The organism is Sphingomonas sp. MMS24-J13, from assembly GCF_044905095.1.
GTDB lineage: Bacteria > Pseudomonadota > Alphaproteobacteria > Sphingomonadales > Sphingomonadaceae > Sphingomonas_I.
Map to the genome: position 1 here is coordinate 4,108,240 of NZ_CP173258.1, position 25,268 is coordinate 4,133,507.

22 protein-coding genes are annotated in these 25,268 nt (G+C 65.0%); 15 read left to right on the top strand and 7 right to left on the bottom strand.

The features are described 5' to 3' along the window. Positions 1-77: 77 nt before the first annotated feature. On the top strand, positions 78-1,046 hold the full coding sequence (locus AB4Z44_RS18955) for a glycosyltransferase family 2 protein (RefSeq protein ID WP_404711218.1): 969 nt from the start codon (positions 78-80) through the stop codon (positions 1,044-1,046). After that, positions 1,046-1,792 (top strand): class I SAM-dependent methyltransferase, encoded by a 747-nt coding sequence (locus AB4Z44_RS18960; protein ID WP_404711219.1) that lies wholly within the window; start codon positions 1,046-1,048, stop codon positions 1,790-1,792. Before AB4Z44_RS18955 ends, AB4Z44_RS18960 begins: the two co-directional genes overlap by 1 nt. On the opposite strand, the gene AB4Z44_RS18965 is transcribed toward AB4Z44_RS18960, so the two are convergent. Then, the gene (locus AB4Z44_RS18965) at positions 1,708-3,318 is read right to left on the bottom strand and encodes a hypothetical protein (RefSeq protein ID WP_404711220.1); all 1,611 of its coding nucleotides are present in this window, start codon (positions 3,316-3,318) and stop codon (positions 1,708-1,710) included. The genes AB4Z44_RS18960 and AB4Z44_RS18965 overlap by 85 nt on opposite strands. Between AB4Z44_RS18965 and AB4Z44_RS18970 the strand changes: the two genes are divergently transcribed. Continuing rightward, complete coding sequence (locus tag AB4Z44_RS18970) at positions 3,317-4,954, top strand: hypothetical protein (protein WP_404711221.1); 1,638 nt, start codon at positions 3,317-3,319, stop codon at positions 4,952-4,954. The genes AB4Z44_RS18965 and AB4Z44_RS18970 overlap by 2 nt on opposite strands. Here the strand turns inward: AB4Z44_RS18970 and AB4Z44_RS18975 are convergent. From AB4Z44_RS18975 to AB4Z44_RS18985, 3 genes are all read right to left on the bottom strand, one after another. Next, a complete protein-coding gene (locus tag AB4Z44_RS18975) occupies positions 4,917-6,233 on the bottom strand; it encodes a cystathionine gamma-synthase family protein (protein WP_404711222.1) in 1,317 nt (438 codons plus the stop codon). The genes AB4Z44_RS18970 and AB4Z44_RS18975 overlap by 38 nt on opposite strands. Positions 6,234-6,379: 146 nt before the next feature. Next, positions 6,380-6,679 carry a DUF3297 family protein gene (locus tag AB4Z44_RS18980; protein WP_404711223.1) on the bottom strand — a complete coding sequence of 100 codons (300 nt, stop codon included), beginning with the start codon at positions 6,677-6,679 and terminating at the stop codon, positions 6,380-6,382. Between the two features lie 262 nt (positions 6,680-6,941). Continuing rightward, entirely contained in the window at positions 6,942-8,204 is a 1,263-nt protein-coding gene (locus AB4Z44_RS18985; RefSeq protein ID WP_404711224.1) for an aspartate kinase, read from the bottom strand. A gap of 77 nt (positions 8,205-8,281) precedes the next feature. Here AB4Z44_RS18985 and ubiG point away from each other — a divergent pair, with 77 nt between their 5' ends. Then, positions 8,282-9,010, top strand: coding sequence for a bifunctional 2-polyprenyl-6-hydroxyphenol methylase/3-demethylubiquinol 3-O-methyltransferase UbiG (ubiG, locus tag AB4Z44_RS18990; protein ID WP_404711225.1), 729 nt, complete (start codon positions 8,282-8,284; stop codon positions 9,008-9,010). 141 nt (positions 9,011-9,151) lie between these two features. Here ubiG and AB4Z44_RS18995 read toward each other — a convergent pair whose 3' ends face one another. Next, complete coding sequence (locus tag AB4Z44_RS18995; RefSeq protein WP_404714282.1) at positions 9,152-9,607, bottom strand: universal stress protein; 456 nt, start codon at positions 9,605-9,607, stop codon at positions 9,152-9,154. Between the two features lie 117 nt (positions 9,608-9,724). Between AB4Z44_RS18995 and AB4Z44_RS19000 the strand changes: the two genes are divergently transcribed. The 8 genes from AB4Z44_RS19000 (at position 9,725) to AB4Z44_RS19035 (ending at position 18,541) form a co-directional block, all read left to right on the top strand. After that, positions 9,725-11,014, top strand: a complete 1,290-nt coding sequence (locus AB4Z44_RS19000; protein WP_404711226.1) for a pyruvate dehydrogenase complex dihydrolipoamide acetyltransferase — start codon at positions 9,725-9,727, stop codon at positions 11,012-11,014. A gap of 50 nt (positions 11,015-11,064) precedes the next feature. After that, positions 11,065-11,397, top strand: coding sequence for an acyl-CoA thioesterase (locus tag AB4Z44_RS19005; RefSeq protein ID WP_404714283.1), 333 nt, complete (start codon positions 11,065-11,067; stop codon positions 11,395-11,397). After that, positions 11,397-11,837 carry an endonuclease domain-containing protein gene (locus AB4Z44_RS19010; protein ID WP_404714284.1) on the top strand — a complete coding sequence of 147 codons (441 nt, stop codon included), beginning with the start codon at positions 11,397-11,399 and terminating at the stop codon, positions 11,835-11,837. Before AB4Z44_RS19005 ends, AB4Z44_RS19010 begins: the two co-directional genes overlap by 1 nt. Continuing rightward, positions 11,830-13,227 (top strand): dihydrolipoyl dehydrogenase, encoded by a 1,398-nt coding sequence (gene lpdA / locus AB4Z44_RS19015; RefSeq protein WP_404711227.1) that lies wholly within the window; start codon positions 11,830-11,832, stop codon positions 13,225-13,227. Before AB4Z44_RS19010 ends, lpdA begins: the two co-directional genes overlap by 8 nt. A gap of 42 nt (positions 13,228-13,269) precedes the next feature. Then, positions 13,270-14,751, top strand: a complete 1,482-nt coding sequence (locus AB4Z44_RS19020; protein ID WP_404711228.1) for a hypothetical protein — start codon at positions 13,270-13,272, stop codon at positions 14,749-14,751. A 123-nt stretch (positions 14,752-14,874) separates the two neighbouring features. Further along, the gene (locus tag AB4Z44_RS19025) at positions 14,875-16,152 is read left to right on the top strand and encodes an amidohydrolase family protein (RefSeq protein ID WP_404711229.1); all 1,278 of its coding nucleotides are present in this window, start codon (positions 14,875-14,877) and stop codon (positions 16,150-16,152) included. Then, positions 16,152-17,057: a cation diffusion facilitator family transporter gene (locus tag AB4Z44_RS19030; RefSeq protein WP_404711230.1), complete on the top strand. Its 906-nt coding sequence runs from the start codon at positions 16,152-16,154 to the stop codon at positions 17,055-17,057. Before AB4Z44_RS19025 ends, AB4Z44_RS19030 begins: the two co-directional genes overlap by 1 nt. A 2-nt stretch (positions 17,058-17,059) precedes the next feature. Further along, on the top strand, positions 17,060-18,541 hold the full coding sequence (locus AB4Z44_RS19035; RefSeq protein ID WP_404711231.1) for a hypothetical protein: 1,482 nt from the start codon (positions 17,060-17,062) through the stop codon (positions 18,539-18,541). Here the strand turns inward: AB4Z44_RS19035 and AB4Z44_RS19040 are convergent. After that, the gene (locus AB4Z44_RS19040; RefSeq protein WP_404711232.1) at positions 18,522-20,051 is read right to left on the bottom strand and encodes a hypothetical protein; all 1,530 of its coding nucleotides are present in this window, start codon (positions 20,049-20,051) and stop codon (positions 18,522-18,524) included. The genes AB4Z44_RS19035 and AB4Z44_RS19040 overlap by 20 nt on opposite strands. A 229-nt stretch (positions 20,052-20,280) precedes the next feature. Then, positions 20,281-21,894, bottom strand: a complete 1,614-nt coding sequence (locus tag AB4Z44_RS19045) for an ArnT family glycosyltransferase (protein ID WP_404711233.1) — start codon at positions 21,892-21,894, stop codon at positions 20,281-20,283. Between the two features lie 256 nt (positions 21,895-22,150). Here AB4Z44_RS19045 and rpsL point away from each other — a divergent pair, with 256 nt between their 5' ends. The 3 genes from rpsL to fusA all read left to right on the top strand — a co-directional run bounded on the left by rpsL (position 22,151) and on the right by fusA (position 25,205). Continuing rightward, complete coding sequence (gene rpsL / locus AB4Z44_RS19050) at positions 22,151-22,522, top strand: 30S ribosomal protein S12 (protein ID WP_404711234.1); 372 nt, start codon at positions 22,151-22,153, stop codon at positions 22,520-22,522. Positions 22,523-22,592: 70 nt separating this feature from the next. Further along, the gene (gene rpsG, locus AB4Z44_RS19055) at positions 22,593-23,063 is read left to right on the top strand and encodes a 30S ribosomal protein S7 (protein ID WP_404711235.1); all 471 of its coding nucleotides are present in this window, start codon (positions 22,593-22,595) and stop codon (positions 23,061-23,063) included. A gap of 66 nt (positions 23,064-23,129) precedes the next feature. Further along, positions 23,130-25,205 carry an elongation factor G gene (gene fusA, locus AB4Z44_RS19060; RefSeq protein ID WP_404711236.1) on the top strand — a complete coding sequence of 692 codons (2,076 nt, stop codon included), beginning with the start codon at positions 23,130-23,132 and terminating at the stop codon, positions 25,203-25,205. Positions 25,206-25,268: the final 63 nt, after the last annotated feature.

A 25,268-nucleotide genomic window follows, 5' to 3' on the forward strand; every position in this document is an offset into this window, starting at 1 on the left:
GCGGTGAAAAGCCTTTCCACCGAAAGGCTGCCAAGCGCGATACATATTAGGAACGGCGCCGCCGCTGACATGCCTTCATGAACGATCTTCCCCTGCTTTCACTGATCGTCCCGGTCAAGGACGAGGAAGAGGCTATCCCGCCTTTCCTGACGCGCATCACCGGCGTGCTCGATGCGTTGCGCACGCCGGAGGGCGCTGCCGTCGAGTGGGAGATTCTGTTCGTCGACGATGGCAGCCAGGATGCCACGCTGGCGGCGATCATGGCGGGCCACACGCGCGATCCCCGGATCGCCGCGATCTCGCTCTCGCGCAATTTCGGCAAGGAAGCCGCGCTTTCGGCCGGGCTCGACCATGCGAGGGGTGTCACGGTGGTGCCCATCGACGTCGATATGCAGGATCCGCCCGAGGTGATCGGCGAGATGCTCGATCGCTGGCGCGAAGGCCATGAGGTCGTCTACGGCGTGCGTCGTAACCGCATGACCGATTCCTTCCCGAAGCGGTTGACCGCAGACCTGTATTACCGCGCGCATAACTGGCTTTCGGATGACAAGATCCCCGAACATGCCGGCGATTTCCGCTTGCTCGATCGTCGTGTCGTGGAGGTGATCCGCGCCATGCCGGAACGTAATCGCTTCATGAAGGGGCTGTTCGCCTGGGGCGGTTTCCGCCAGACGGCGGTCTATTACGATCGCGCCGAAAGGGCGGTCGGTACCACCAAATTCAACTATCTGAAGCTGTGGAAACTCGCGGTGGACGGGCTGACCTCCGCCTCGACCGTGCCGCTGCGGGTCTGGAGCTATATCGGCGGCGCAATCGCGGTCGGGGCGCTGGCTTATGCCTTCTTCCTGATCGCGCGCACGATCCTCTACGGGGTGGATGTCGCGGGCTATGCCTCGATGATGGTCGCCGTGCTGTTCCTGGGCGGCATTCAGCTGCTGTCGTTGGGCGTGCTCGGCGAATATATCGGGCGGATTCTGGTCGAAACGAAGCGTCGGCCGATCTACGTGGTGCGCGAGCGGATCGGCATCGCCGACAAGGAAGATTGATGGATCGCGCCGTTTACGATCGCATGGCCGAAATCGACCGCGACCATTGGTGGTTCGTGGGCCGGCGCAAAATCATTCGCGCGCTGATCGAGCGATTTGCCCCGAAGAAGAGCAAGCTGACCATCCTGGAGGTCGGTTGCGGCACGGGATCGAACATCGCCCTGCTGCAGGAATTCGGCACGGTCGATGCGATCGAGCCCGACGATCATGCCCGGGCCTTTTCCGAGCAACGTACCGGCATCGCGATCAAGGGCGGCTATCTGCCCAACGTCCCGCTCGAGGATGGGCGCTATGATCTGATCGTCTTGCTCGATGTGCTCGAACATATTCCTGACGATCACGGCGCGCTGACGGCGCTCCGCTCCAAGCTCGCCCCGGGCGGCCGCCTTTTGCTGACCGTACCGGGCATTCCGGCTTTGTGGAGCGGGCATGATGTCGCGCACCACCATCAGCGGCGCTACACCGCCAAGACACTGGAGGGGGTGGTCAAGCGGGCCGGCTTCCGCACGCTCCATCGCGGCGCTTTCAACAGTCTGCTGCTGCCGCTGATCGTGGGCGTTCGCGCGCTCAACAAATTGCGAGGCCATGAAGGCGGCGATGACGATGTCCTGCCGCCTGCGCCGATCAACCGATTGCTGGCGGGCCTGTTCGGTGCCGAGCGCTACGCCGCCGTGCGCGGGCTTTTTCCGCTGGGCGTCTCGATCGGCCTCGTCGCCGAGCCGCTGGCGGGCGGCACGACCTTATAGAGAATACCGCGGTCGCCGCCGGTCCAGATCGGCACCAGCCCCGGGAAGCTGTTCCAGCGATCACGCGGCATGTCGATGATCCACGCATAATCGAAGGCGTTGTGCGGCAGGGTGTTGATGATCGTCGGATAGGTCATGCGCCGGCGTGAGCTGCATTCGCGCGGGCGCATGATTTCGGTCGGATCCTCGGCATAGCGCCGGGCGGGCCGATACTGGATCCGCACCAGCTGCGCGCCCGGGGCGGTCCACTGGCCGTTGGCGAAGGCGTCCCGCCGCACGATCGCAATCGCCCCCAGATGGTCCATGCGCGACGTTTGCCAGCGGTTGAGACAAGGTAGAGCGACCTGCACGAAGACGCGGCTGTTGGGGGGGATGTGGTCGAGCGCCTCCAGCTGATGCTGGTTGTTGGCGTCGCGTCGCGCGAAATCGTCGGTCAGCAGGCTTATCCGCCATACGAACAGGGCGGTCGCGGCGCATGCGACGATCGCCGCCTGCCGCCGCGAGGGCGATTTGGGTGCGAGCGCGATCAGCGCGATTACGATGACATAGGGCGCCAGCCGCATGTCGGCATAAGCCGATCCGATCAGAATGCGCGGCAGCAGCGCATAAGCGATCATCAGCATTAGCGCCGCGATGCCGAGCGTGCGGTTCATCCGCACCCACACGCTGCCCAACCCCAGCGCGATCAGGGTGCACAGCAGGAAGACGCAGTTCAGATCGAAATTCATCGTCAGGCTGCGCAGCGACGAGATCATGTAGACATATTTCGCGCGCAGGAAAAAGAAGTCGACATTGGCCCCGCCGGCATCATCGGTGCGCCAGAGCACCATCAGCAACAATGGGGGAGCCAGCGACAGGCAGGAAAGGCCGCCACGCCACAGGCTGGGCCACAATTTCAGCCCGGCATCGCGCCCGCGCACGACCTCCGCCGCGTAGGCGAGCAGGCAGAGCACCGCCCAGCCGAAAATATGCGCGGTGGTGAGGATCAGGCCGATCGGGACGAACAGTGCATGGCGTAGCGCGAACCGCCCTTGTCGCCCCAGCCGCAGCCACAGAGCGTAAGCGTTGAGCGCCAGCGCCATCGACAGCAGGAAGTTCACGAACCCCCAGATGAACGGGTAATTATAGCATAAGGGCAAAGCGAACAGGGCGGTGGGCGGCACGCGGCCATGCACTTCGGCGGCGATCCAGAGCATGCCGATCGCGGTGGCGAGCACCAGCCCGATGACCAACAGCTTGGTGCCGAGTTCCAGCCCGAACAAGGCCGACATCGGCACGATCGCCAGATCGAAACCGAGATTGGCGATGAAGGCCCAGTGGAAGCTGAAATATTCGGATCGCAGAGGCGACGACGGCGCCGAAAGCTGGATGCGGTAACGCCCCATATGCTCGGGCAAGTCGGTCAGCGGCGGGGTGATCGGCAGGATCAGCGGCACTGTCGCGATCAGGACGAGCAGCAGCAGGAACCAGCGGCTGTTCCACCAGCCTGCGGGAGGCTCGACCGGAGGGAGCGCAGGGCGGAACATGTCAGCGCCTTATGGCGCACCATTTGCGCGCGACAAGTGGGGATCGCTTCCAGCGCGGCGTTGTACGGACTATTCCGGCAAGGTGATGCGCGAGAATAGGGTGATCTGGGCCGGTGCCGCCCTCTTTCTGGCGATCGGCATCGTGATACGCCTATGGGGGATCGCCGGCGAGCCATTGTGGCTCGACGAAGCCTATAGCGCTTATGCGGCGGATCATGGTTTCGCCTTTTTGTGGCATGTGGTGCCGCGCTACGAGACACACCCACCCTTCTATTATTCGCTGCTGCGGCTGTGGACGTTGTTATTCGGAGACGGCCTGATCGCCCTGCGTGCGCTCGGGGGCGTAGCCGGGCTCGGCACGCCGTTCATCGCGGCCCTGGCAGCGCAGGAGGCGGCGCGACTGCTGGATTGGGACGCGCCGCGCCGCCGGCGCCTCGTTTTCGTCGCCTTCGCGCTGGCCTGGGTGGCGATACCGTTGGTCGAGATGACACGTCAGGTGCGGCCCTATCCCCTGATGATTCTCGTTTATGCGGGGGCGACCGCGCTCCAGTTGCAGCTTGCGCGGACGCGGTCGATCGGCGGCCGAAGCTTCGTTCTCTATCTGCTGCTGGTCGAGGCGATGTTGTGGCTTCACAATCTGGGGCCACTTTATGCGGTCGCGCTCACGGGTGCGCTCGGCTGCGCGTTGCTGCGGCCGGGGCTCGGTCGGCGCGATTGGGCGTGGCTGATCGGCGGCCATCTCGCGGTCGCGCTCGCTTATGTCCCCGGGCTTCTGATCCTGCTCGGCCAGGCACCGACCTGGGTGAGCTCGACCTGGCTGCGCTTTGGTTTGAGCGCTCTCCGCGATCATCTGCCGATGCTCTATGCCGCGCCGGGCTTGCCCGTCCTTGCGGCTTTACTGCTGATCGGGCTGGCGCTGGCGGCCTGCTGGCGATCGGGGCCAGGCCGGCGCGCCTTCTCGATGCTTGCCGTGCTGGCATTGGTGCCCGTGCTGCTGTCGGTGCTGCTCTCGATGACGGTCGCCCCGGTCTTCATCACGCGGACGATGGCGCCGGTGGCGGTGCCGGCCTTGATCCTCTGCGCGATCGGCGCAGTTGCCTTCGCCGATGTTCGACGCTGGCTCGGGCTCGGCTGCGCCTTCGTTCTTGCGACCAACATGCTCGCGGTCGATGTGCAGGCCCGCCAGGGAGGGCCGATACAGGACTGGTATCCCACTGTCGCTTGGCTGAAGCGCAACTTCCGCCCCGGCGACCAGATCTTCGCTTATCCCAATGAAGGTGCGTTGCCTCTGGCTTTCGCGTTGCGTGACGTCGGCACGCCGCTCCCGATCCGTTCGATCCCTGCCCCGGTGCCGAGTTTCGACCAGCCGGGCGGTTGGTACCCGACGGGCAGCCGCGGGGTCGTCTCGCTCCCGCGGGCGCGCTTGCGCGCGATTGCGGACGAACCGCAGACCCGGGCAGTGCCGACCATCTGGCTACTGCGACTGGGGGCGACGACTTATGACCCGGATGACATGTTCCTGGCCGAGCTCCATCGCGGCCGCAGGATCGTCGCAACATGGGAAGACGGCCCGATCGACATCATCGGGCTGCAGCGGATCACACCGCCGCCAGCGCCTGTTCGAAATCCGCAATAAGGTCGTCGGCATCCTCGACGCCGATCGAGATTCGCACCAGATTGTCGCCGATTCCCAGCGCATCCTTGCGCGCCTGCGGCACCGACAAATGGGTCATGCCGGCCGGATGGCTGGCGAGCGTCTCGGTGCCGCCGAGGCTGACCGCCAGCTTGGCGATCTTGAGCGCATCGAGGAAGCGGAACGCCTCGGGCTCGCCGCCCTTGAGATAGAGCGAGAAGGTCGATCCCGCGCCGGTGCAGTGGCGTCGGAAAATATCCTGCTGGCTCGATCCCTCCTCGAGGAAGCCGAGGTAGCCGACATGCTCGACCTTGGGATGATCCTTGAGCCAGCCGCAGACCCTGGCGGCATTCTCGCCCGCGCGGCTCATGCGCAGCTCCAGCGTTTCGAGGCTGCGCAGCAGCATCCATGCGGGGTGCGGATCGAGGATCGTCCCGATCGTATTGCGCATCGCGCGAATCGGGCCGAGCGCGGCCTTGGTGCCGACCGCACCACCCGCGACCAGATCGCTGTGCCCGCCAGCATATTTGGTGAGGCTGTACAGTACGAGATCTGCGCCGAAGCGCAGCGGCTGCTGCCACAGCGGGCCCAGGAAGGTGTTGTCGATCGCGATCGGCGGGCCGTCTGCCCCGAACAAGGCATCGCGCGCGGCGGCGACGGCTTCGATATCGACCAGCTGATTTGTCGGGTTGGCCGGGCTTTCGAGATAGATCAGGGCGACGCGCCCCGAACCTTTGGCCTTGGTCAGTACCGCTTCGATCTCGGCGCGCGATGCACCCGCCGGGAAATCGAGCCAGTGGACACCGAAGCGGCCAAGCACCTTGCCGATCAACGTCTCGGTGGCGGCATAGAGCGGCGCTGAATGGACGATGGTATCGCCCGGCTGGACCAAGGCCAGCAACACCGTCGCGATCGCGGCCATGCCGGATGAGAAAGTCAGTGCGTCCTCGGCGCCTTCCCAGATGCCGAGCCGATCCTCCAATATTTCCTGATTGGGGCCGTTGAAACGCGAATAGACAAGGCCTTCGGCCCCGCCCGGGCGCTTGCCGGTGACGCCTTCGAAGTGGCGCTTGCCGGCCGCAGCGCTTTCGAAAACATAGGTAGAGGTGAGGAAGACAGGGGGCTTGAGCGACCCCTCCGAAAGCATCGGATCATAGCCATGTCCCATCATCTGGGTCGATGGCTTAAGCTTTCGTCCGGCGATCTCGCGCGTCTGGGGGCGCCTGCGCCGGCTGGGCTCGGCGCCGGTCAACTCGGCTTCGGTCTTGTCTTCCTCCCCCACGGCATCATCCTATCTGAAGAAGAAGATATAAAGCAGAAGCACGATGCCCAGCGGTACGCCGAGAAGCCAGAGAATGAATGCCTTACCCATTATCGTCCTCCTGTTGGCCAACCCCTTCAAAGAGTTAGCGGAGGCGTAACGAGCATTCAGTCAGCCTGTTCCTTGGCCGGGGCATCGCGGAAAAATGGCTCGACCGGGCCGGAAAGCTTCATCGTCAGCGGATTGCCCTTGCGATCGCGGGTCTTGGCCATCGACAGCCGCACCCAGCCCTCGCTGACGCAATATTCCTCGACGTTGAAACGCTCGGTGCCCTTGAAGACGATGCCGACGCCGCGCCCGAGCGCATCGCCGTTGAACCATGGGCTGTTGGGATCGACCGACAGGCGATCGGGCGGCGTGTCGGCGGTCGTGGCCGGCGCGGTTTCGGCGGGAGTGGTATCGTTCATCCTCGCGCCATAGCGCCGCAGCGCGTGTGGTGCAAAGCCACTTGCCGCGATCGGGAACCCTCGCAATTCCCATGCTCAGGGCATGCCAGTGTCGCCCACGTCGTTGGCGAGGATGATTAGGCAGGCGCGGCGGCGGTCGAGCCGATGCCGGTCGAGCCGTAAGGCCGTTCTTGTAAAAGCCGGCGCCCCGCGGGCTGAGATCGAACGACTATAAGCCCGCCACACCTCGATCCCCTCCGCGCGGGAGGAGAGGAGGCTCAGCTCACGCCGCTTCGTCGGTCGCGTCGAGCCCGTAGGCGGTGTGGAGCACGCGCACGGCCAGTTCGGTATAATCCTCGTGGATCAGCACCGAGACCTTGATCTCGCTGGTCGTGATCGCGAGCACGTTGATGCCGCGATCGGCGAGTGCCTTGAACATCTGCGCCGCGACACCGGCATGGCTGCGCATGCCGACGCCGACGACGCTGATCTTCGAGACGCTGGTGTCGTGCACCACCTTGTCGAAGCCGATCGAGCCCCGCGCCTTGTCCAGCACATCGAGCGCGCGCGCCAGCTCGGCGCGAGGCACGGTGAAGGTCACGTCGGTCGATCCGGTATCGTGCGCCACATTCTGCACGATCATGTCGACGTTGATGTTGGCATCGGCGAGCGGGCCGAAGATGTTGGCGACCGCGCCAGGCTTGTCCGGCACGGCGGTGAGAGTGACCTTCGCCTCGTTCTTGTCGTGAGCGATGCCGGTGATGAGCTGGCGTTCCATGGTGCTTCCTTCGATCTCGTTTTCGTCCACGATCATCGTGCCGGGCAGATCCCCTCCGTCGGGCGCATCACCGAAGGAGGAGAGCACCTGGACGCGCACCCTTTCCTTCATCGCCAGGCCGACCGAGCGGGTCTGCAGCACCTTGGCGCCGACGCTCGCCAGCTCCAGCATCTCCTCGTAGGTGACATATTGGAGCTTGCGCGCCTTGGGTACGATGCGCGGATCGGTGGTGTAGACGCCGTCGACGTCGGTGTAGATGTCGCAGCGATCGGCCTTCATCGCCGCCGCGACCGCGACCGCCGACGTATCCGATCCGCCGCGGCCGAGCGTGGTGACGCGGCCTTCCTCGGTCATGCCCTGAAAACCCGGGATCACCGCGACTTCGCCATCGCGCATCGCCTGGGCGAGCTTGTCGGTGTCGATCGTGGCGATGCGTGCCGAGGCGTGGGCATCCGAGGTGGCGATCGGCAATTGCCAGCCGAGCCACGAGCGCGCCTTCACCCCCATCGCCTGGAGCGTGATGGCGAGCAGTCCGCTCGTCACCTGCTCGCCGGCGGCGACGACGACGTCATATTCCTTGGGATCGTAGAGCGGGCTCGCCTCGCGGCAGAAATTGACCAGCCGATCGGTCTCGCCCGCCATCGCCGAGACGACGACCGCGACCTCGTTGCCGCGCTCCACTTCGCGTTTGACGCGGGCCGCCACGTTACGAATGCGTTCGATCCCGGCCATCGATGTGCCGCCGAACTTCATCACGATACGGGCCATGGAGCGTCAATCTTCGTAATTAAATTGCTGGAAATGGCCTTGGGGGTGGCCAGCGGGCCTGCTAGCGGCGTCGTTCCATGAACGCAACACACACCATTGATCCCAGGGAGGCCGCGCATTTCGGCGCGCAGGCCGCCGAGTGGTGGGATCCCAAAGGTCCCTCGGCGATGCTGCACCGGCTCAATCCGGCGCGGCTCGGCTACGCGCGGACGCGGATCGACGATGCGTGGGGACTCGATCCGCGCAATCGGCGCCCGTTGGCGGGCAAAAGTGCGTTGGACGTCGGATGCGGCGCGGGGCTTTTGTCGGAGCCGCTGGCCCGGCTCGGTGCCGCGGTCACGGGCATCGACGCCGCGCCCGAGAATATCGCGGTGGCGAAGGCGCATGCCGAAGGGCAGGGGCTCGCGATCGATTATCGCGCCTGCGGGATCGAGGCGCTGGCGGGCGAGCGATTCGATCTGGTCGTGTCGATGGAGGTGGTCGAGCATGTGACCGATCCGGCGGACTTCGTCGCCGGGCTGGCCGGGGCATTGGCCGATGACGGTCTGTTGATTCTCTCGACGCCGAATCGGACGCCTTTGTCGAAACTGGCGCTGATCACGATCGGCGAAGGGTTCGGCATGGTGCCGAAGGGCACGCACGACTGGAGCAAATTCCTGACGCCCGGGGAATTGACCGGGCTGGTCGAGGCGGCGGGGTTGGCGGTGGTCGATACGGCCGGGCTGAGCTTCGACCCGCGGTCGGGGTTCGCGGTGTCGGGCAACCTGGCAATGGATTATTTCCTGACGGCACGGCGCAACGGTTAAATCCTCCCCGGCACGGGGAGGGGGACCATGCGCAGCATGGTGGAGGGGGAGACCGGCTGGGCGCAGCGCTTGTGGCACGCCCCCTCCACCACGCCGCTTCGCGCCGCGGTCCCCCTCCCCGTGCCGGGGAGGATCTTTGGCTCAGCTCAGCCGATCCAGCGCCTCATCGCTCAACCCGCCGGGAATGATCATCACAGGGCAGGGCATCTGCCCGGCCTCCGCGCCCGCAAAGTGGGCCACCAGTGGGCCCGGCCCCGCCGCGGCTTTGGCCCCCAGCACCAACGCCGCCACTTCGGGCCGCTCGTCGAGCAGGGCCCGCACCACCGTCACCGGATCACCCTGCCGCACCAATATTTCGGGCTTCAGTCCCGTCTCCTCGAACAATGACCCTGCCGCCTGCGTCACCATCGCCTCGACCCGCAGGCGCTCCTCCTCCTCCATCGCGGCCTGCACGCCCGACCATTGGACGAACTCGGGAGCGGGCACGAGTGCGAGGATCAGCACCGCGCCGCCGGTCTTGGCGGCGCGCCGCGCGGCGAAGCGCAAGGCGGTTCGGGCCTCGGGCTGATCGTCGATCACGGAGAGGTAGGTGCGCACTGCTGCCATGGGTGCACAGGTGCTCTCTCGCATCGGCTTAGGCAAGCAGCCTTGACCGGGTGGCGGCGCTGGCCGAAATGGGCCGCGAAACGCCCGCCCATCCGGAGTGGCTGATACATGCCGATCGAAATCAAGATGCCTGCGCTTTCCCCGACGATGGAGGAGGGCACCCTCGCCAAGTGGCTGGTCAAGGAGGGCGACACGGTCAAGTCCGGCGACATCCTCGCCGAGATCGAGACCGACAAGGCGACGATGGAGTTCGAGACCATCGACGAAGGCACTGTCCAGAAGCTGCTGGTGGCCGAAGGCACCGATGGTGTGAAGGTCGGTGCGACGATCATGGTGATCCTGGGCGAAGGCGAGGATGCTTCCGCTACGGCCGCTCCCAAGGCCGACGCCGCTCCGGCTGCTGCGCCCAAGAAGGCCGAGCCGCAGAAGGAACCTGAAGTCGCCAAAGCGGAGACACCGAAGGCCGCAGCGATTCCGGCCGCAGCGGGCGACCGCGTCAAGGCGAGCCCGCTCGCGCGCCGCCTGGCCGAACAGCAGGGCGTCGATCTCGCCACGCTGACGGGCACCGGTCCCAACGGCCGTATCGTCAAGGCGGACCTCGAAGGCGCCAAGCCCGCCACCGCCAAGCCCGCAGCAGCAGCGCCTGCCGCTGCCCCGGCCGCCGAAGCGCCCAAGGCTGCGCCAGCACCGGCCGCAGCACCCGAGGGCGTGCCGCACGAGGTCATCAAGCTCTCCAACATGCGCAAGACGATCGCGCGCCGCCTGAGCGAGTCGAAGCAGCAGGTTCCGCACATCTACCTGACGGTCGATATCCAGCTCGATGCGCTGCTCAAGCTGCGCGGCGAACTCAACAAGGGGCTCGAGAGTCGCGGCGTTAAGCTGTCGGTCAACGACATGCTGATCAAGGCGCAGGCCGCAGCCTTGATGGAAGTCTCGTCGTGCAACGTTCAGTTCGCGGGCGACACGCTCATCCAGTTCAAGCGCGCCGACATCTCGGTCGCGGTTTCGATTCCCGGCGGTCTGATCACCCCGGTGGTGACGGGTGCCGACACCAAGTCGCTGTCGGCGATCGCCACGGAGATCAAGGATCTCGCCGGGCGGGCTCGTGAGGGCAAATTGCAGCCGCATGAATTCACCGGCGGCACCGCCAGCCTGTCGAATATGGGCATGTACGGGATCAAGCAGTTCGAGGCGATCATCAACCCGCCGCAGGCGATGATCCTCGCGATCGGCGCTGGCGAGAAGCGGCCTTACGTCGTCAATGACGAGATCAAGGTCGCGACCGTGATGAGCGCGACCGGCAGCTTCGATCACCGCGCGATCGACGGCGCCGACGGCGCGGCCTTCATGGCGGCGTTCAAGCGACTCGTGGAGAACCCTCTGGGGATGCTCGCTTGACCGATGATGACACGCCGCCGTCTGGCGAACCCGCCATCCGCGTGGTGGCGATGCCGGCGGACACCAATCCATATGGCGACATCTTCGGCGGCTGGCTGCTGAGCATGATGGATTCGGCCGCGGGCACGGTCGCGGCGCGCTATTCCAAGGGGCGCGCGGTGACGATCGCGGTCGACGGCATGACCTTCCACCGCCCGGTCCGGGTCGGCGACGTGCTCTCGGTCTATGCCGAGATCGCCTCGGTCGGCCGCACGAGCATGAAGATCGACGTCGCCGCCTGGAGCCGCACCCGCGACGGCGAGGAAAGCTTCAAGGTCACCCACGCCATCTTCACCTTCGTCGCGATCGACGGGGATCGGCGGCCGAGGGTGATCAATCAGTGATGCAGGCGCTGCCCGAAAGCCCCTCTCCCTTCATGGGAGAGGGGTTGGGGAGAGGGCCTATCCGCGAACGCGCCCGTGCGCTTCGCCGCAACCAGACCGAAGCCGAGCAAAGTCTCTGGAAGCTGCTCCGCGCCAAGCGGTTCGAGAGATGGAAATTCCGCCGGCAATATCCGATCGGTTACTACATCGTGGATTTCGCCTGTCCGGCCGCACGACTGATCGTCGAAGCCGATGGGAGCCAGCATGTCGAAAGTGCACATGATGCACGCCGTGACGCCTGGCTCGCGTCCCAGGGCTGGCGTGTAATCCGCTTCTGGAACCACCATATTCTCAACGAACAAGAGAGCGTGCTGACGGCGATCTTCAACGCCTTGTCGGACCCTCTCCCCAACCCCTCTCCCATAAAGGGAGAGGGGCTAGAAGGAGGCACCTTTGGCTGACACTTACGATCTCGCAATCCTCGGCTCGGGGCCCGGCGGCTATGTCGCGGCGATTCGCGCGGCGCAGCTGGGCATGACGGTGGCGATCATCGAGCGCGAGCGGCTGGGCGGCATCTGCCTCAACTGGGGCTGTATCCCGACCAAGGCGCTTCTGCGTACCTCCGAAGTCTATCATTACATGACCCACGCTTCCGCTTACGGCCTGTCGGTCGAGAAGGCGGGGTTCGATCTTCCCAAGATCGTCGATCGCAGCCGCAAGGTCGCGGGCCAGCTCAACGCCGGCGTCAAGGGGTTGATGAAGAAGAACAAGGTCACCGTCGTCGAGGGTACCGGCACGCTCACCGCCAAGGGCAAGATCACCGTCAAGAATGGCGACGTGACGACCGAGGTGGTGGCGAAGAGTATCATCCTCGCCACCGGCGCGCGGGCGCGCGACCTGCCCTTCGCCAAGGCCGATGGCGATCGCATCTGGACCTATCGCCATGCGATGACCCCGTCGGAAATGCCGACCAACCTGCTCGTCATCGGATCGGGCGCGATCGGATGCGAATTCGCGAGCTTCTATTCGGACATGGGCGCCAAGGTGACGATCGTCGAGATGCTCGATCGCATCCTGCCGGTCGAGGATGCGGAGGTGTCGGCCTTCGTCCAGAAGCAGTTCGAGAAGCAGGGCATGACCGTGTTGCCCAAGCACGGCGTCGAGAAGATCGACGTGAAGCCCGGCCGCTCGGTCACCGCCACGATCAAGTTGCCCGACGGCAAGACTGAAGCGCGCGAATATAGCCACGTCATCGTCGCGGTCGGCATCGTCGCCAATACCGAGAATATCGGGCTGGAGGCTTTGGGCATCAAAACCGATCGCGGTCATGTCGTGGCGGACGCGACCTGCAAGACCAATGTCGACGGCATCTACGCGATCGGCGATATCACCGGTGCACCGTGGCTGGCACACAAAGCGAGCCATGAAGGCATCATCGCGGTCGAGGCGATCGCCGGGCTGCACCCGCACGCGATGGACGTGCGCAAGATCCCGGGCTGCACTTACTCGCGTCCGCAGGTGGCGAGCGTCGGGCTGACCGAGGCCAAGGCGAAGGAGGCCGGTTACGAGGTGAAGGTCGGCAAATTCCCCTTTATCGGCAACGGCAAGGCGATTGCACTCGGCGAGGCCGAAGGCTTCGTGAAGACGGTGTTCGACGCCAAGACCGGCGAATTGCTCGGCGCGCACATGGCCGGCCCCGAAGTGACCGAGCTGATCGAAGGCTACACCGTCGCCAAGCAGCTGGAGACGACCGAGGCGGATTTGATGGAAACCATCTTCCCGCACCCGACCCTGTCCGAAGCGATGCATGAGAGCGTGCTCGCGGCCTATGGGCGCGTGATCCACATGTGATCCTGCTTCCCATCGCGTCGGCGCTTCGCCACACCCGGCGCGATGGGGACGATCAACCAGACAGAACAGCAGGACGAACCGTCGCGCTCGCCGATCCCGTGGCTGGCGGCGGCGGCATTACTCTTCGCCGCGACGGTTGCCGCCCGCTGGCCCGGCATCGTCATGCACGACAGCGTGGAGCAATATGGCCAGGCGCTCGCCGGCCGATATGACGATTGGCACCCGCCGATCATGGCCCGCACCTGGGCGTTGCTGAACCATATCCAGCCGGGCACCGGGCCCTTCTTCCTGATTCAGATCCTGTTGTGGTGGGGCGGGCTCGGCCTGCTCGCGGCGGCGTTCGGCCGACAGGCGCGGCACAAGGCGGCAGGGCTCGTCTTGCTGGTCGGCGTCGCGCCATTGTTTCTTGGCTGGGCAACCGTCGTCCTCAAGGATGCGCAGATGGCCTGCTGTCTGGTCGCGGCCACCGGCGTGGCCGCGCACTGGCGGCTCGTCGATCGCGTGCCACCCGCCTGGGCCAAGGCCACGATCCTGCTACTGATCGCTTATGCCACTTTGGTACGCGCCAATGCAGTGTTCGCGACCGTCCCGTTCGCGTTGGCCCTGTTCGTCTGGGGCGGCGTCAGGCGCACGCCGCTGCGGATCAGTCTGCTCCTCCTCGCCACCGGGATCGTCGTCGCGTTGAGTGGGCCGGTCAATTACCGCCTGCTCGGCGCCGAGCGAAGCAAGGTCGAGCGCACGCTATTTTTCTACGACCTCGCCGGCATCGCCCATTTCGCGCCGCTCGCGACCCTGCCGGGCCTTGCGCCAGGGCAATGGGCGGAGGCGGAGCGGCGGGAATGCTACACGCCATCGCTCTGGGATCCGTATGGCGACCGCGCGTTGTGCGGCTTCATCGGCGATGCGCTGGAGGCCCATGACAACGAGCATGACGACGTCATGCGAATCTGGGCAGGCGCCATCCTCCATCATCCGATCGCCTATGCGCAGCACCGCATCGCGCATCTCAATTCCAACCTGCGCTTTTGGGTTGGGCCGGGCCAGTGGGACGCCGCGCCGCCGATCTATTCGGAGAACAATCGGCTTGGGCTCGGCGGGCCGCCCGTTGCGGCCGGGCAGGAGCTTGTCGAAGCGTCGCGAACGATGGCGGCAAGCCCGCTCGGCTGGCCATTCGCCTGGTTCGGGCTTTCGCTCGGACTTCTGTGGGCGAGTGCAAGGGTCGAAGGCGGCGGCCAGGTTGCGCTCGGCCGCGCACTGGCGCTGTCGACCGTATGCATGAGCGCGAGCTTCGCCGTGATCAGTATCGCCAGCGATCTACGCTATCACTTATGGTCGATGATAGCGGCGGCGCTGGCGTGGATTCTGCTGGCCGATGCCCGCGCGCTCGATCGGCGGCGGGCGATGATCGCGGGGAGTGTCTTGCTAGCTCTGACGGTGATCGCTGCCGTCGGCCATATCGGGCTCGCATCCCAGGTCTATCGGCCGCAAGCGGGAGCCACCGGGCCGATCACCCGTTTGCGCTGACATGACGGGCGAGCAAGATCTGGCGTGGGCGCCATTCGCCCTCGTTTGCTCAAGAAACCGCGGGGACAGGTTGCGCGCGGCGCGATCGCGGTTACTCATCGGTCATCGTTACAAGGGGTTATCATGAAATTGACGATTGCGGCGCTCGGCCTGTTGATCGCGACAGGCGCGCCGGCGGCGACGGTCGTGACCGCCGCGCACCTGTTCGATCCGGTCAAGGGCTTGACCCTCGACAATCCGATCATCGTGGTCGACGACAAGGGCCGCGTGCAGAGCCTCGTCACCGGCAACAATGCCCGGCCCAACATCCCGGCCGATGCGAAGCGGATCGATCTGGGCGACGTCACCATCCTGCCCGGGCTGATCGACATGCATGTCCATCTCACCGCCGATCCGACTTTGTCGGGTTATCAGGGGCTGGAATATACCGACAATTTCTGGACCGTCGTTGGCGTCGCCAATGCGAAGAAGACGCTCGAGGCGGGCTTCACCACCGTGCGCAACGTCGGCTCATCCAACTACGACGATGTCGCAATCAAGCAGGCGATCGAGCATGGCTATGTGGCCGGCCCGCGGATCATGCCGGCCACCTATGCGATCGGCGCCACCGGCGGCCATTGCAATTCGACCGAATTCCCGCCCTCGGTGAAGGTCGATTCGCCTAACATCGCCAATTCGCCCGAGGGCTTCCGCGCGCTGGTGCGGACGCTGCGCAAATATGGCGCCGAGGTGATCAAGGTCTGCATGACCGGCGGCGTGCTGTCCAAAACCGATTCGGTCGGCGCGCAGCAGCTTTCCTATGAGGAGATCAAGGCGATCGTCGATGAGGCGCACATGCTCGGCCTGCGCGTCGCAATCCATGCGCACGGCACTGCCGGCATCAATGACGGCCTGCGCGCCGGGGTCGACACTATTGAACATGCCAGTTTGGCCGACGATGAATCGTTCAAGCTCGCCAAGGCGCACGGCGCCTGGTTCACGATGGACATTTACGACGACGATTACATCCTGGCCGAAGGCGCGAAGAATGGCGTCTTCGCCGAAAGCCTCGCCAAGGAAAAAGCGGTAGGGCTGAAACAGCGCCAGACGTTTCGCGCAGCGCACGCGGCCGGCGTGAAGCTGATCTTCGGCACCGACGCCGGGGTCTATCCGAACGGGCTCAATGCGCGCCAGTTCGCCAAGATGGTCGAATGGGGCATGACGCCTGTCGAGGCGATCCGCGCCGCCACCAGCGAGGCCGCGATCGCGCTCAACCGCGCCGACGACGTGGGTCAGCTTACGCCGGGCCACTATGCCGATATCGTCGCGGTCTCGGGTGATCCGACCAGGGATGTGCGTCTGCTCGAAAAGCCGACCTGGGTTCTCAAAGGCGGCCAGGTCGTCACTGCGCCCGGTCGCTGATGGCGGAGGGCAACAACCGAATCGTTCTTTTCGCAGCTCTCGGTGCCAATCTGGGTATCGCGGTCGCGAAGTTCGTGGCGGCCGGGTTTACCGGATCGTCGGCGATGCTGACCGAAGGGTTTCACTCGGTGGTCGATTCGACCAACCAACTGCTGCTGCTCTACGGCGAGCGTGCGTCGAACAAGCCGGCGGACGACATCCACCCGCTCGGTTATGGCCGCGAACTCTATTTCTGGAGCTTCGTCGTCGCGATCCTGATCTTCGCGACCGGCGCCGGGCTGTCGATCTACGAAGGTATTATCCACGTCCTTCATCCCTCGCCGATCGAGGATGCGACGGTGGCCTATGTCGTTCTCGGCATCTCGTTCGTGCTCGAAGGCGGCTCGTGGCTGACCGCGATGCGCGAATTCCGCGTGACGCAGGGCGAACATGGCTGGTGGAAGGCGGTGCGGCGCTCGAAGGATCCGGCCACCTTCATCGTCCTGTTTGAAGATTCGGCGGCGATGTTCGGGCTGGTCGTGGCGGCCGTCGGGATCTTCCTGACGCACTTTACGGGTAATCCGGTGTGGGACGGCACGGCCTCGATCGTGATCGGCGTCGCGCTGGCGATCGTCGCCTTCATGCTGGCGCGTGAGAGCAAGGGGCTGCTGATCGGCGAGCGTGCCGATCCCAAGCTGGTCGAGGCGATTCGCAACGCCTTCGCCACGCGGCCCGAGGTGAGCGGGGTCCAGGAGGTCGTCACGATCCACACCGCGCCGCGCAAGGTATTCGTCGCCGCCAGCGTCGATTTCGTCGACGACGTCCAGGTCGGTCATATCGAGCGGCTGATCGCGGATACGGAGGCCTCGCTGCGCGCCGCTTATCCGGAGATCACCAGCGTCTACATCAAGCCAAAGGCTGGCTGAACATGACAGCGGCGGCCGATCGTCGGCTGATCTTGTGGATCGTCCTGCTCGCGGCTTCGCTGCGCGTGCCGACTGCATTCTTCGAGATGTACCATTATCCTGACGAGGTCTGGCAATATCTCGAGCCGGCTTATGGGATGGTGACAGGCCAAAGGGTCGTCACCTGGGAATATCGCACCGGCATGCGCAGCTGGCTGATCCCGACAATTCTTGCCGCGCCGATGTGGATCGGCAAGGCGATCGCACCGCACGGGCCCCTGTACCAGATATTGCCCCGCCTGCTCGCCGTCGCCTGCTCACTCGGCATCGTCGGTTTCGGGGCGGCGATTGCGCTCCGCATATCTCGGCTCCACGCTTTGACAGTGGGGCTGGTGCTCGCGACCTCGTTCGAACTGGTCTATTTCTCGGCACGCACCTTATCGGAGACGTTTGCGGTCGCTCTGATCGTACCGGCAGCGTGGCTGCTGCTGCCGCATCCGGCGCGGTCGGCGCGGCGGCTGGTAATTGGCGGATTGCTCGTCGGACTGTGCTTCACCACGCGTATTCAGCTGGCGCCTGCCTTGCTCATGCTGGTGGCGGGATGCTGCCGGGCGGATTTGCGCGCATGGGCTCTGGTCATCGCCGGTGGCATTGGCGGCCTTGCGATCGATGGCGTGATCGATGCCTTCCACGGCCTCGTGCCGTTCGACTGGATGGTCGAGAATGTCCGCCTCAATGTCGTCGAGAATCGCAGCGCCAATTACGGCGTGCTGCCGTTCCAATGGTTCCTGATCTTCTGGATGCGGCTGTGGGGGGTGGTGGCGCTGCCGATCATCCTGCTGGTCGGGCTCGGCGCGCGGCGTCAACCGATCCTGCTGTGGGTGGCGCTCGTCAACGTCCTTGCCCACAGTCTGATCGCGCACAAGGAGTATCGCTTCGTCATCCTGTCGGAAGTGCTGCTGATCCTGCTCGCCGCGATCGGGACCGGCGATGTGATCGGCTGGATGCTGATGCACCGCCCGCGCTGGCGGCAGGCAATTGCCGGCGGTGCGATCCTGTTCTGGCTGGGCTGTTCGTTCGCGGTGGCGCTGTCACCAGCGGGCGGCGACGTCTGGAACAGCAACCGCCGCGGGATCAGGATGATGCAGGTCGCGCGCGACGTTGCGGGCAGCTGCGGCCTTGCCTTTTTCCAGCCCGAACCGGACCGGCTGGCGAGCTATTATTATTATGACCGGCCGGCGCGGGTCTATTTCTTCGACGGTGATACAGCGTACGACGACGTGCGTCGCAACAGTACGGCCTTCAACGTGGTGGTGACCTCGCCCGATCGCGCCTGGCAGCTCGGCCCTGCCTATAAGCCGCTTGGCTGCTTCGCCAGCCGGCGCGGTGCGGGGCAACTCGAGCCGCTCGAAAATCGTTGCCTGTTTGCACGGTCGGGCGGCTGCACGCCGCTCGCGACGCGCGCGTTCGACATCAACGAGGCGCTCACGCGGCGGGGCGAATAGTCCGGTAGAGCGTGCTGCCGCCCGCCGACCAGGCCGGAACCAGCCGCGCATTCCATGGCCCGGGCGGCAGGTTTGCGTGGATCAGCCAGAGATAGTCGACCTTGTCGAGCGGCAGCCGGGGTGCCGCTTGTTCGATCGTCTCGCGCTCCCATGCATTCGACGGGTCGATGCACACCGCCGGCCACGCATAATGCGAGGGGTCATGGTAGAAATCGGGCGATGGCCGATATGTGATCTGCAGCAGGTGGATGCTCGACACATCCCACAAGGCATTGACCCAGGCTTCGCGCCGTGCCGTCGCCATCACCCCGAAATGATCGAGGCGGTCCATCCGCCATGCGCGCGCCGCCCCGCACTGGCGGGTGACCAGGGTCAGCACGCGCGATCCCGGGGCGATATGCGGCAAAGCGCGCGCCTCGGCGGCGTAGCTGGTGGCGTAAGCGGCAAAGCCCCGCGATGTCACCGCCATCCGCACCGCGAACAAGGCGAACCCCGCCAGCATCACGCGGGTTGTCACCTTGCGCGACACGCGTGACCAGTCGAGCAAGACCAGCCCGACGATGGCGAGCGCCGGCACCAGCCGCATATCGTTGTATGACGAGCCGTTGAGCTCGGCCGGCATGACCAGGAAGAGGCCGGCCAGGACCAGCACCACCGCCAGCCCGGTCCGCCGATAGCGGGCGCCGAGCGCGAGGCCGATCACCGGCACCGCGATTACCAGCGCCATGCTCGCGATGTCGAGCAGCCGGTTCTGATCGCGCAACGCCTGCACGATCGCGCTCGCCTTGCTCTCCAAAGTGAAAGTGGCGATGAAGCCGCCGCCCTCGGGGCCGTGCGCGAGGACTGCAAGCGGCACGGCCGCCAGCAGCGGCCGGATCGTGACGAGGAAGGCGCGGATCGCCGCTTTGCCCGGCTTCGGCCAAAGATAGCGTGCGGTGCTGTCGGCGATGATCATTAGCGGCAGCAGCCCGCCGCCGACCGCATGGCAGATCATCAGCGCCGGCACGATCGCCCAGAACAGCATTTCGCGCCGCTGCGGCCGTTCGGCCATTTCGATCCATAGGGCGAAGGCAAGCAAGGCCAGCGCCATGCCGAGCATGTAGTTGAGGAAACCGAAGTTGAACGGATACGCATAAGCGAACGGCAAGGCGAAGCTCGCCGCGGCCGCGTCGCGATTGGCGACGCGCGCCAGCGCCACGATCGCCACGACGATCAGCATCGGGATCGCCGCGCAGACCAGCCAGAAGGCGCGCTCCAGCCCGAGCAGGTGGCGCAACAACTCGACGGTCAGATCGACACCGAGGTTGAGCCGCAGGCCCCAATGGAAGCCGAAATAATGCCGCAGCGGGCTGTCGGGCGCGGCTGCCTGGATCGCGATCTGGCCGAGATGGCCGGGGGCGTCGGCTAGCGGCGGGATCGTGACGAACAGGAAGGGAAGCAACGCCAGCGCACAAGCGGCGATCCAGACGATTCGCAACCGTCCCGCCGGATGCCACCTTGTCGTGTCCAAACCGGCCTCCGTCATTCCGATGGCCGCGGTGGTAAAGATGCGAGCCCTGTTTGGCTACGGATAAGGCTGGCGTGGCCCCATTTGGACCCGAACCGCATCAGCTTCGACGCTGTAAATGATGAGGCCGCAAATCGGCCCGCTTGGTTGCCGGGACGGCGAGAAGCCTCCAATCGCGTTGCAGCGGGTCCGTTATCGGGTCGAAGCGGTTGCTCGCCGGCCGGTTCTCACCCTAGCTCTCGCCCTTGAGCAACCACACCTGATCAACATCGGGCTCCCGGCTCCCATTGGCGTGCGCGTAGATCAGGCGATAATCGCGTTCCAGGCGCGCGCGCACCAGCTTCTGGATCGCGACATTCACATCTTCGTCGTCAGCGATGCGATCGACCACCACCGGCGGGCGATTGTTCAGGATGCGGTTGGTCTCGGTCGCCGGATCGACCCCGAGCGCGCCCGCCTCGCGGCCCAGGCTCAGGTGAAATGGGAAAGCCCAGCGCGAGGGCAAGCAGGCGTTGGTCGTGTGATACAGGATCGGGGGGCCGTAGAAGATGAAGGGGCAGCGACCGTGCAGATGAGCGGAGATAACGTCTGAAATCTCGCGCGCATAAGCGGCATCGCCGTGGCGCCTCTCGTTCTTGGCGGCATCGAGCGGGTAGGCGATGAACATCGCGAGCAGCATCATCGCCGCCATCGCCCGGCCGATATGGCGATGAACGATCGTATAGGTCGGTGCGCTCACCACCGCGAGTGGCACCAGCAGCGGTAGCGCATAATGGCGGTAAAAGGCGCCGAATACGGCAAAGCCGAATACCGATGCGATCAGCCAGCCGACCGCGAAGCGATGGCCGTCGCGTCCGCCGCGCCGTCGAAGCCAGGGTGCGCCACGATCGCGCAGCAGCCATTCGCCAAAGATGATCGCGATTGCGAATGGAATCATCCGTACGAGCACGCGTTCGAGATCGCGGATCGTCTCATGAAGCGGATCCGCGCTCCGCGCGCCGATCGAGAGGAAATTGGCGTAGAGGAAGGCGTGCGCCTGCCCGATCCAGGCATAATAAGCGAGGGCGAGGACGGTCGGCAGCAGGGCGGCGCCGATCCATAAGCCCGCATCGATCAGAATTGCCGGCCGCCGCGGTGCCGCGCGCCACGACAGTGCCAGCAATGCCAGCCCGAAATAGATGCCCTCGAACAATGCCGAATATTTGATCTGCAGCGCGATGCCGACCAGCAGCATCGCCGCCAGGCCGCGTCGCCGCACCTCAGCGTGATCGGACGTTCGCATCGCCAGATCGATCAGGATCCAGCCGGCGATCGCCATCGGCAGATTGTAGAAGACCGGCGTCTGCCCGCCCGCCCCGCCGTTCATCGCCAACGCCGGGATGTAGACGAGCCCCGCCACCAAAGCGGCGCGCGCCGAACTGATTCGCCGCGCGATGAGCGCGATCGTCACCGCCGTCGCCGCGGCGAAAGCGGAGGCGACCAGCTGGTACTGGACGATCCCTTCGCCGCCCAGCATCCGGATACCGGCGTAGAGGACGAACAGTCCGACCGGCTTGCGATCCCAGATGTCGACATAGGGCACGGCGCCGTGGAGCATCCGATCGCCCACCAGCAGATAGAATTGCTCATCGACATCGATGAACGGATCGCCCAGGTAGCGCGCCCGGATCAGGAACGTCGCCACTGCCAGCAAGGCCAGCCCGACCGCCCACCGGCGATTGGTGTGCACCGCGTAGAGCGGGCGGGTGCGCCCGGGTAGCGGCGAGATGTGCCAGGGCGCTTGCGTCCGGGTCACCGGGGCAGTCACCCGGCGGATGGACTCGGGGGTGAGCGAGGGCATATTCATGCCCGCCCCTTTTCGACCGGGCTGTTGCCCCCATGTTTCGCTATGTTACGCCCGGACTGCTTGACTCCGCGGCCCTCCAGCCGTAGGAGCGCCACCGTTCGCAGACTGGCTCAGCCGTCGCGCGGATGCTTGAACATTGCCGATGCCTGGCAAGTCCCGGGGGGTTCGAAAGACCGCCGGGGCCTTTGTGTATTTCGCGGGGTGAGCCTGCGGAGCTGGACACGACAAAGTAACCTAAGGAAGGTGAAGGGCTTCAATGCCAACGATTAACCAGCTGATCCGCAAGGGTCGCGAGCCGCAGATCGCCAAGTCCAAGGTGCCTGCGATGGATAAGAACCCGCAGAAGCGCGGCGTTTGCACCCGCGTTTACACCACCACGCCGAAGAAGCCGAACTCGGCACTTCGCAAGGTGGCCAAGGTTCGTCTGACGAACCAGCGCGAGGTCATCTCCTACATCCCCGGCGAGGGGCACAACCTGCAGGAGCACTCGGTGGTGCTGATCCGTGGCGGCCGCGTTCGCGACCTTCCCGGCGTTCGCTATCACGTGCTGCGCGGCGTGCTCGATACGCAGGGCGTGAAGAACCGCAAGCAGTCCCGCTCCAAGTACGGCGCCAAGCGTCCGAAGTAAGCCGGTTGGCCCGGCCGCAACGCGGCCGGTCGTCCGACCATCAGGCTGAAGCATTGTAAGGAAAAATCAGATGGCACGTCGTCGTCGTCCAGAGAAGCGCGAAATCCTGCCCGATCCCAAGTTCGGGGATGTGGTTCTCTCCAAGTTCATGAACTCCGTCATGCTCGACGGGAAGAAGTCGGTTGCCGAGAGCATCGTCTATGGCGCGCTCGAGACCGTCCAGACCCGCGCCAAGCGCGATCCCATCGGCGTGTTCCACGACGCGCTCAACAACATCCGCCCGGGTATCGAGGTCCGTAGCCGCCGCGTCGGCGGCGCGACCTACCAGGTTCCGGTCGAGGTTCGCCCCGAGCGCAGCCAGGCGCTCGCCATCCGCTGGCTGATCACCGCTGCCCGCGGCCGTTCGGAGCACACCATGGCCGCCCGTCTCTCGGGCGAGCTGATGGATGCGGCGAACAATCGCGGCAACGCCGTGAAGAAGCGCGAGGACACGCACCGCATGGCGGAAGCGAACCGCGCCTTCAGCCACTACCGCTGGTAAAAATTCTCCCTATATGTCGGGGAGCCGGACCGTCCGGCTCCCCACATCGCTAAGGAAGCTCCCGTCATGGCCCGCAGCCATCCGCTCGAGAAGTATCGCAATATCGGCATCATGGCGCACATCGATGCCGGCAAGACGACCACGACCGAGCGTATCCTCTATTACACCGGCAAGTCCTACAAGATCGGCGAGGTCCATGAGGGCACCGCCACGATGGACTGGATGGAGCAGGAGCAGGAGCGCGGGATCACGATCACCAGCGCCGCCACGACGTGCTTCTGGAACGATCACCGCATCAACATCATCGATACGCCCGGCCACGTCGATTTCACGATCGAAGTCGAGCGTTCGCTGCGCGTGCTCGACGGCGCGGTCGCCTGTTTCGATGGCGTCGCCGGCGTCGAGCCGCAGTCCGAAACGGTGTGGCGTCAGGCCGAGAAGTATCACGTGCCCCGCATGTGCTTCGTCAACAAGCTCGACCGCACCGGCGCGAGCTTCGAGCGCTGCGTCGACATGATCAAGGATCGCCTCGGCGCGCGTCCGGCGGTGCTGTATCTCCCGATCGGCATCGAGGGCGGCTTCAAGGGCCTCGTCGATCTGGTCGAGAATCGCGCGATCATCTGGCTCGAGGAGAGCCTGGGCGCGAAGTTCGAATATCAGGATATCCCGGCCGATCTCGCCGATGCCGCTGCGACCGCTCGTTCCGAGCTGATCGAGATGGCCGTCGAGCAGGACGACGAGCTGATGGAAGCGTATCTGGAGGGCACCGAGCCCACCGTCGCGCAGCTCAAGGCGCTGATCCGCAAGGGCACGCTGAACTTCTCGTTCGTGCCGGTGCTGTGCGGCTCGGCGTTCAAGAACAAGGGCGTGCAGCCCCTGCTCGACGGCGTCGTCGATTATCTGCCGTCGCCGCTCGACATCAAGGACGTCGAAGGCCTCAAGCTCGACGGCGAGACGCCCGACAGCCGCCCGCCGCGCGACGATGCCCCGATGTCGGCGCTCGCGTTCAAGATCATGAACGATCCGTTCGTCGGTACGCTCACCTTCGCCCGCATCTATTCGGGCAAGATGGACGCCGCCACGACCGTGCTGAATTCGGTCAAGGACAAGAAGGAAAAGATCGGCCGCATGCTGCTGATGCATGCCAACAGCCGTGAGGATATCTCGGAAGCCTATGCCGGCGACATCGTCGCGCTCGCGGGCCTCAAGGATACTACGACCGGTGACACGCTCTGCGCGCAGAACGCCCCGATCATCCTCGAGCGCATGGAATTCCCCGAGCCCGTGATCGAGCTGTCGGTGGAGCCCAAGACCAAGGCCGACCAGGAGAAGATGGGCGTCGCGCTCAATCGCCTGGCGCGCGAGGATCCGTCGTTCCGCGTGTCTTCGGACAATGAGAGCGGCCAGACCATCATCAAGGGGATGGGCGAACTCCACCTCGAGATTCTGGTCGACCGCATGAAGCGCGAGTTCAAGGTCGAAGCCAATATCGGCGCGCCCCAGGTGGCGTATCGCGAATTGCTCGGCCGCAAGGTCGAGGTCGATTACACCCACAAGAAGCAGTCGGGCGGCTCGGGCCAGTTCGGCCGTATCAAGATCACGGTCGAACCGGGCGAGCGCGGCCAGGGCGTGATCTTCGTCGACGAGGTCAAGGGCGGCAACGTTCCGCGCGAATATATCCCGTCGGTGGAAAAGGGCATTCGCGAGATCGCCGCGACCGGATCGAAGATCGGCTTCCCGATCATCGATTTCACCGCGACGCTGACCGACGGCGCATACCACGACGTTGACTCGTCGGCGCTGGCATTCGAAATCACCGCTCGTGGCGCGATGCGCGAAGCGGCCCAGAAGTCGGGCATCAAGATCCTCGAGCCGATCATGAAGGTCGAGGTCGTGACGCCGGAAGATTATCTGGGTGACGTGATCGGCGACATGAACAGCCGCCGTGGCCAGATCCAGGGCACCGACAGCCGCGGCAACGCGCAGGTGGTCGAGGCGATGGTCCCGCTGGCGAACATGTTCGGCTACGTGAACCAGCTCCGCTCCTTCACCCAGGGGCGTGCGCAGTACACGATGCAGTTCAGCCATTACGACGAGGTTCCCGCGAACGTCGCCGAAGAGGTTGTCGCAAAGCTGGCGTAACCTAAAAAAGATGCTATGGGCGCCCGCTCTGAGAGAAGGGTGCGCTCCCTGACTCCCAACATT

Excerpts from the sequence above, each read along its gene's own strand:
- AB4Z44_RS19035 (WP_404711231.1), top strand. The coding sequence starts at position 17,060 with ATGACAGCGGCGGCCGATCGTCGGCTGATCTTGTGGATCGTCCTGCTC.
- AB4Z44_RS18960 (WP_404711219.1), top strand. The coding sequence starts at position 1,046 with ATGGATCGCGCCGTTTACGATCGCATGGCCGAAATCGACCGCGACCAT.
- AB4Z44_RS18965 (WP_404711220.1), bottom strand. The coding sequence starts at position 3,318 with ATGTTCCGCCCTGCGCTCCCTCCGGTCGAGCCTCCCGCAGGCTGGTGG.
- rpsL (WP_404711234.1), top strand. The coding sequence starts at position 22,151 with ATGCCAACGATTAACCAGCTGATCCGCAAGGGTCGCGAGCCGCAGATC.
- AB4Z44_RS19000 (WP_404711226.1), top strand. The coding sequence starts at position 9,725 with ATGCCGATCGAAATCAAGATGCCTGCGCTTTCCCCGACGATGGAGGAG.
- AB4Z44_RS19010 (WP_404714284.1), top strand. The coding sequence starts at position 11,397 with ATGCAGGCGCTGCCCGAAAGCCCCTCTCCCTTCATGGGAGAGGGGTTG.
- AB4Z44_RS19025 (WP_404711229.1), top strand. The coding sequence starts at position 14,875 with ATGAAATTGACGATTGCGGCGCTCGGCCTGTTGATCGCGACAGGCGCG.
- fusA (WP_404711236.1), top strand. The coding sequence starts at position 23,130 with ATGGCCCGCAGCCATCCGCTCGAGAAGTATCGCAATATCGGCATCATG.
- ubiG (WP_404711225.1), top strand. The coding sequence starts at position 8,282 with ATGAACGCAACACACACCATTGATCCCAGGGAGGCCGCGCATTTCGGC.
- AB4Z44_RS18955 (WP_404711218.1), top strand. The coding sequence starts at position 78 with ATGAACGATCTTCCCCTGCTTTCACTGATCGTCCCGGTCAAGGACGAG.
- rpsG (WP_404711235.1), top strand. The coding sequence starts at position 22,593 with ATGGCACGTCGTCGTCGTCCAGAGAAGCGCGAAATCCTGCCCGATCCC.
- AB4Z44_RS19045 (WP_404711233.1), bottom strand. The coding sequence starts at position 21,894 with ATGAATATGCCCTCGCTCACCCCCGAGTCCATCCGCCGGGTGACTGCC.
- AB4Z44_RS19030 (WP_404711230.1), top strand. The coding sequence starts at position 16,152 with ATGGCGGAGGGCAACAACCGAATCGTTCTTTTCGCAGCTCTCGGTGCC.
- AB4Z44_RS18970 (WP_404711221.1), top strand. The coding sequence starts at position 3,317 with ATGTCAGCGCCTTATGGCGCACCATTTGCGCGCGACAAGTGGGGATCG.
- AB4Z44_RS19020 (WP_404711228.1), top strand. The coding sequence starts at position 13,270 with ATGGGGACGATCAACCAGACAGAACAGCAGGACGAACCGTCGCGCTCG.
- AB4Z44_RS18985 (WP_404711224.1), bottom strand. The coding sequence starts at position 8,204 with ATGGCCCGTATCGTGATGAAGTTCGGCGGCACATCGATGGCCGGGATC.
- AB4Z44_RS19005 (WP_404714283.1), top strand. The coding sequence starts at position 11,065 with ATGCCGGCGGACACCAATCCATATGGCGACATCTTCGGCGGCTGGCTG.
- AB4Z44_RS18980 (WP_404711223.1), bottom strand. The coding sequence starts at position 6,679 with ATGAACGATACCACTCCCGCCGAAACCGCGCCGGCCACGACCGCCGAC.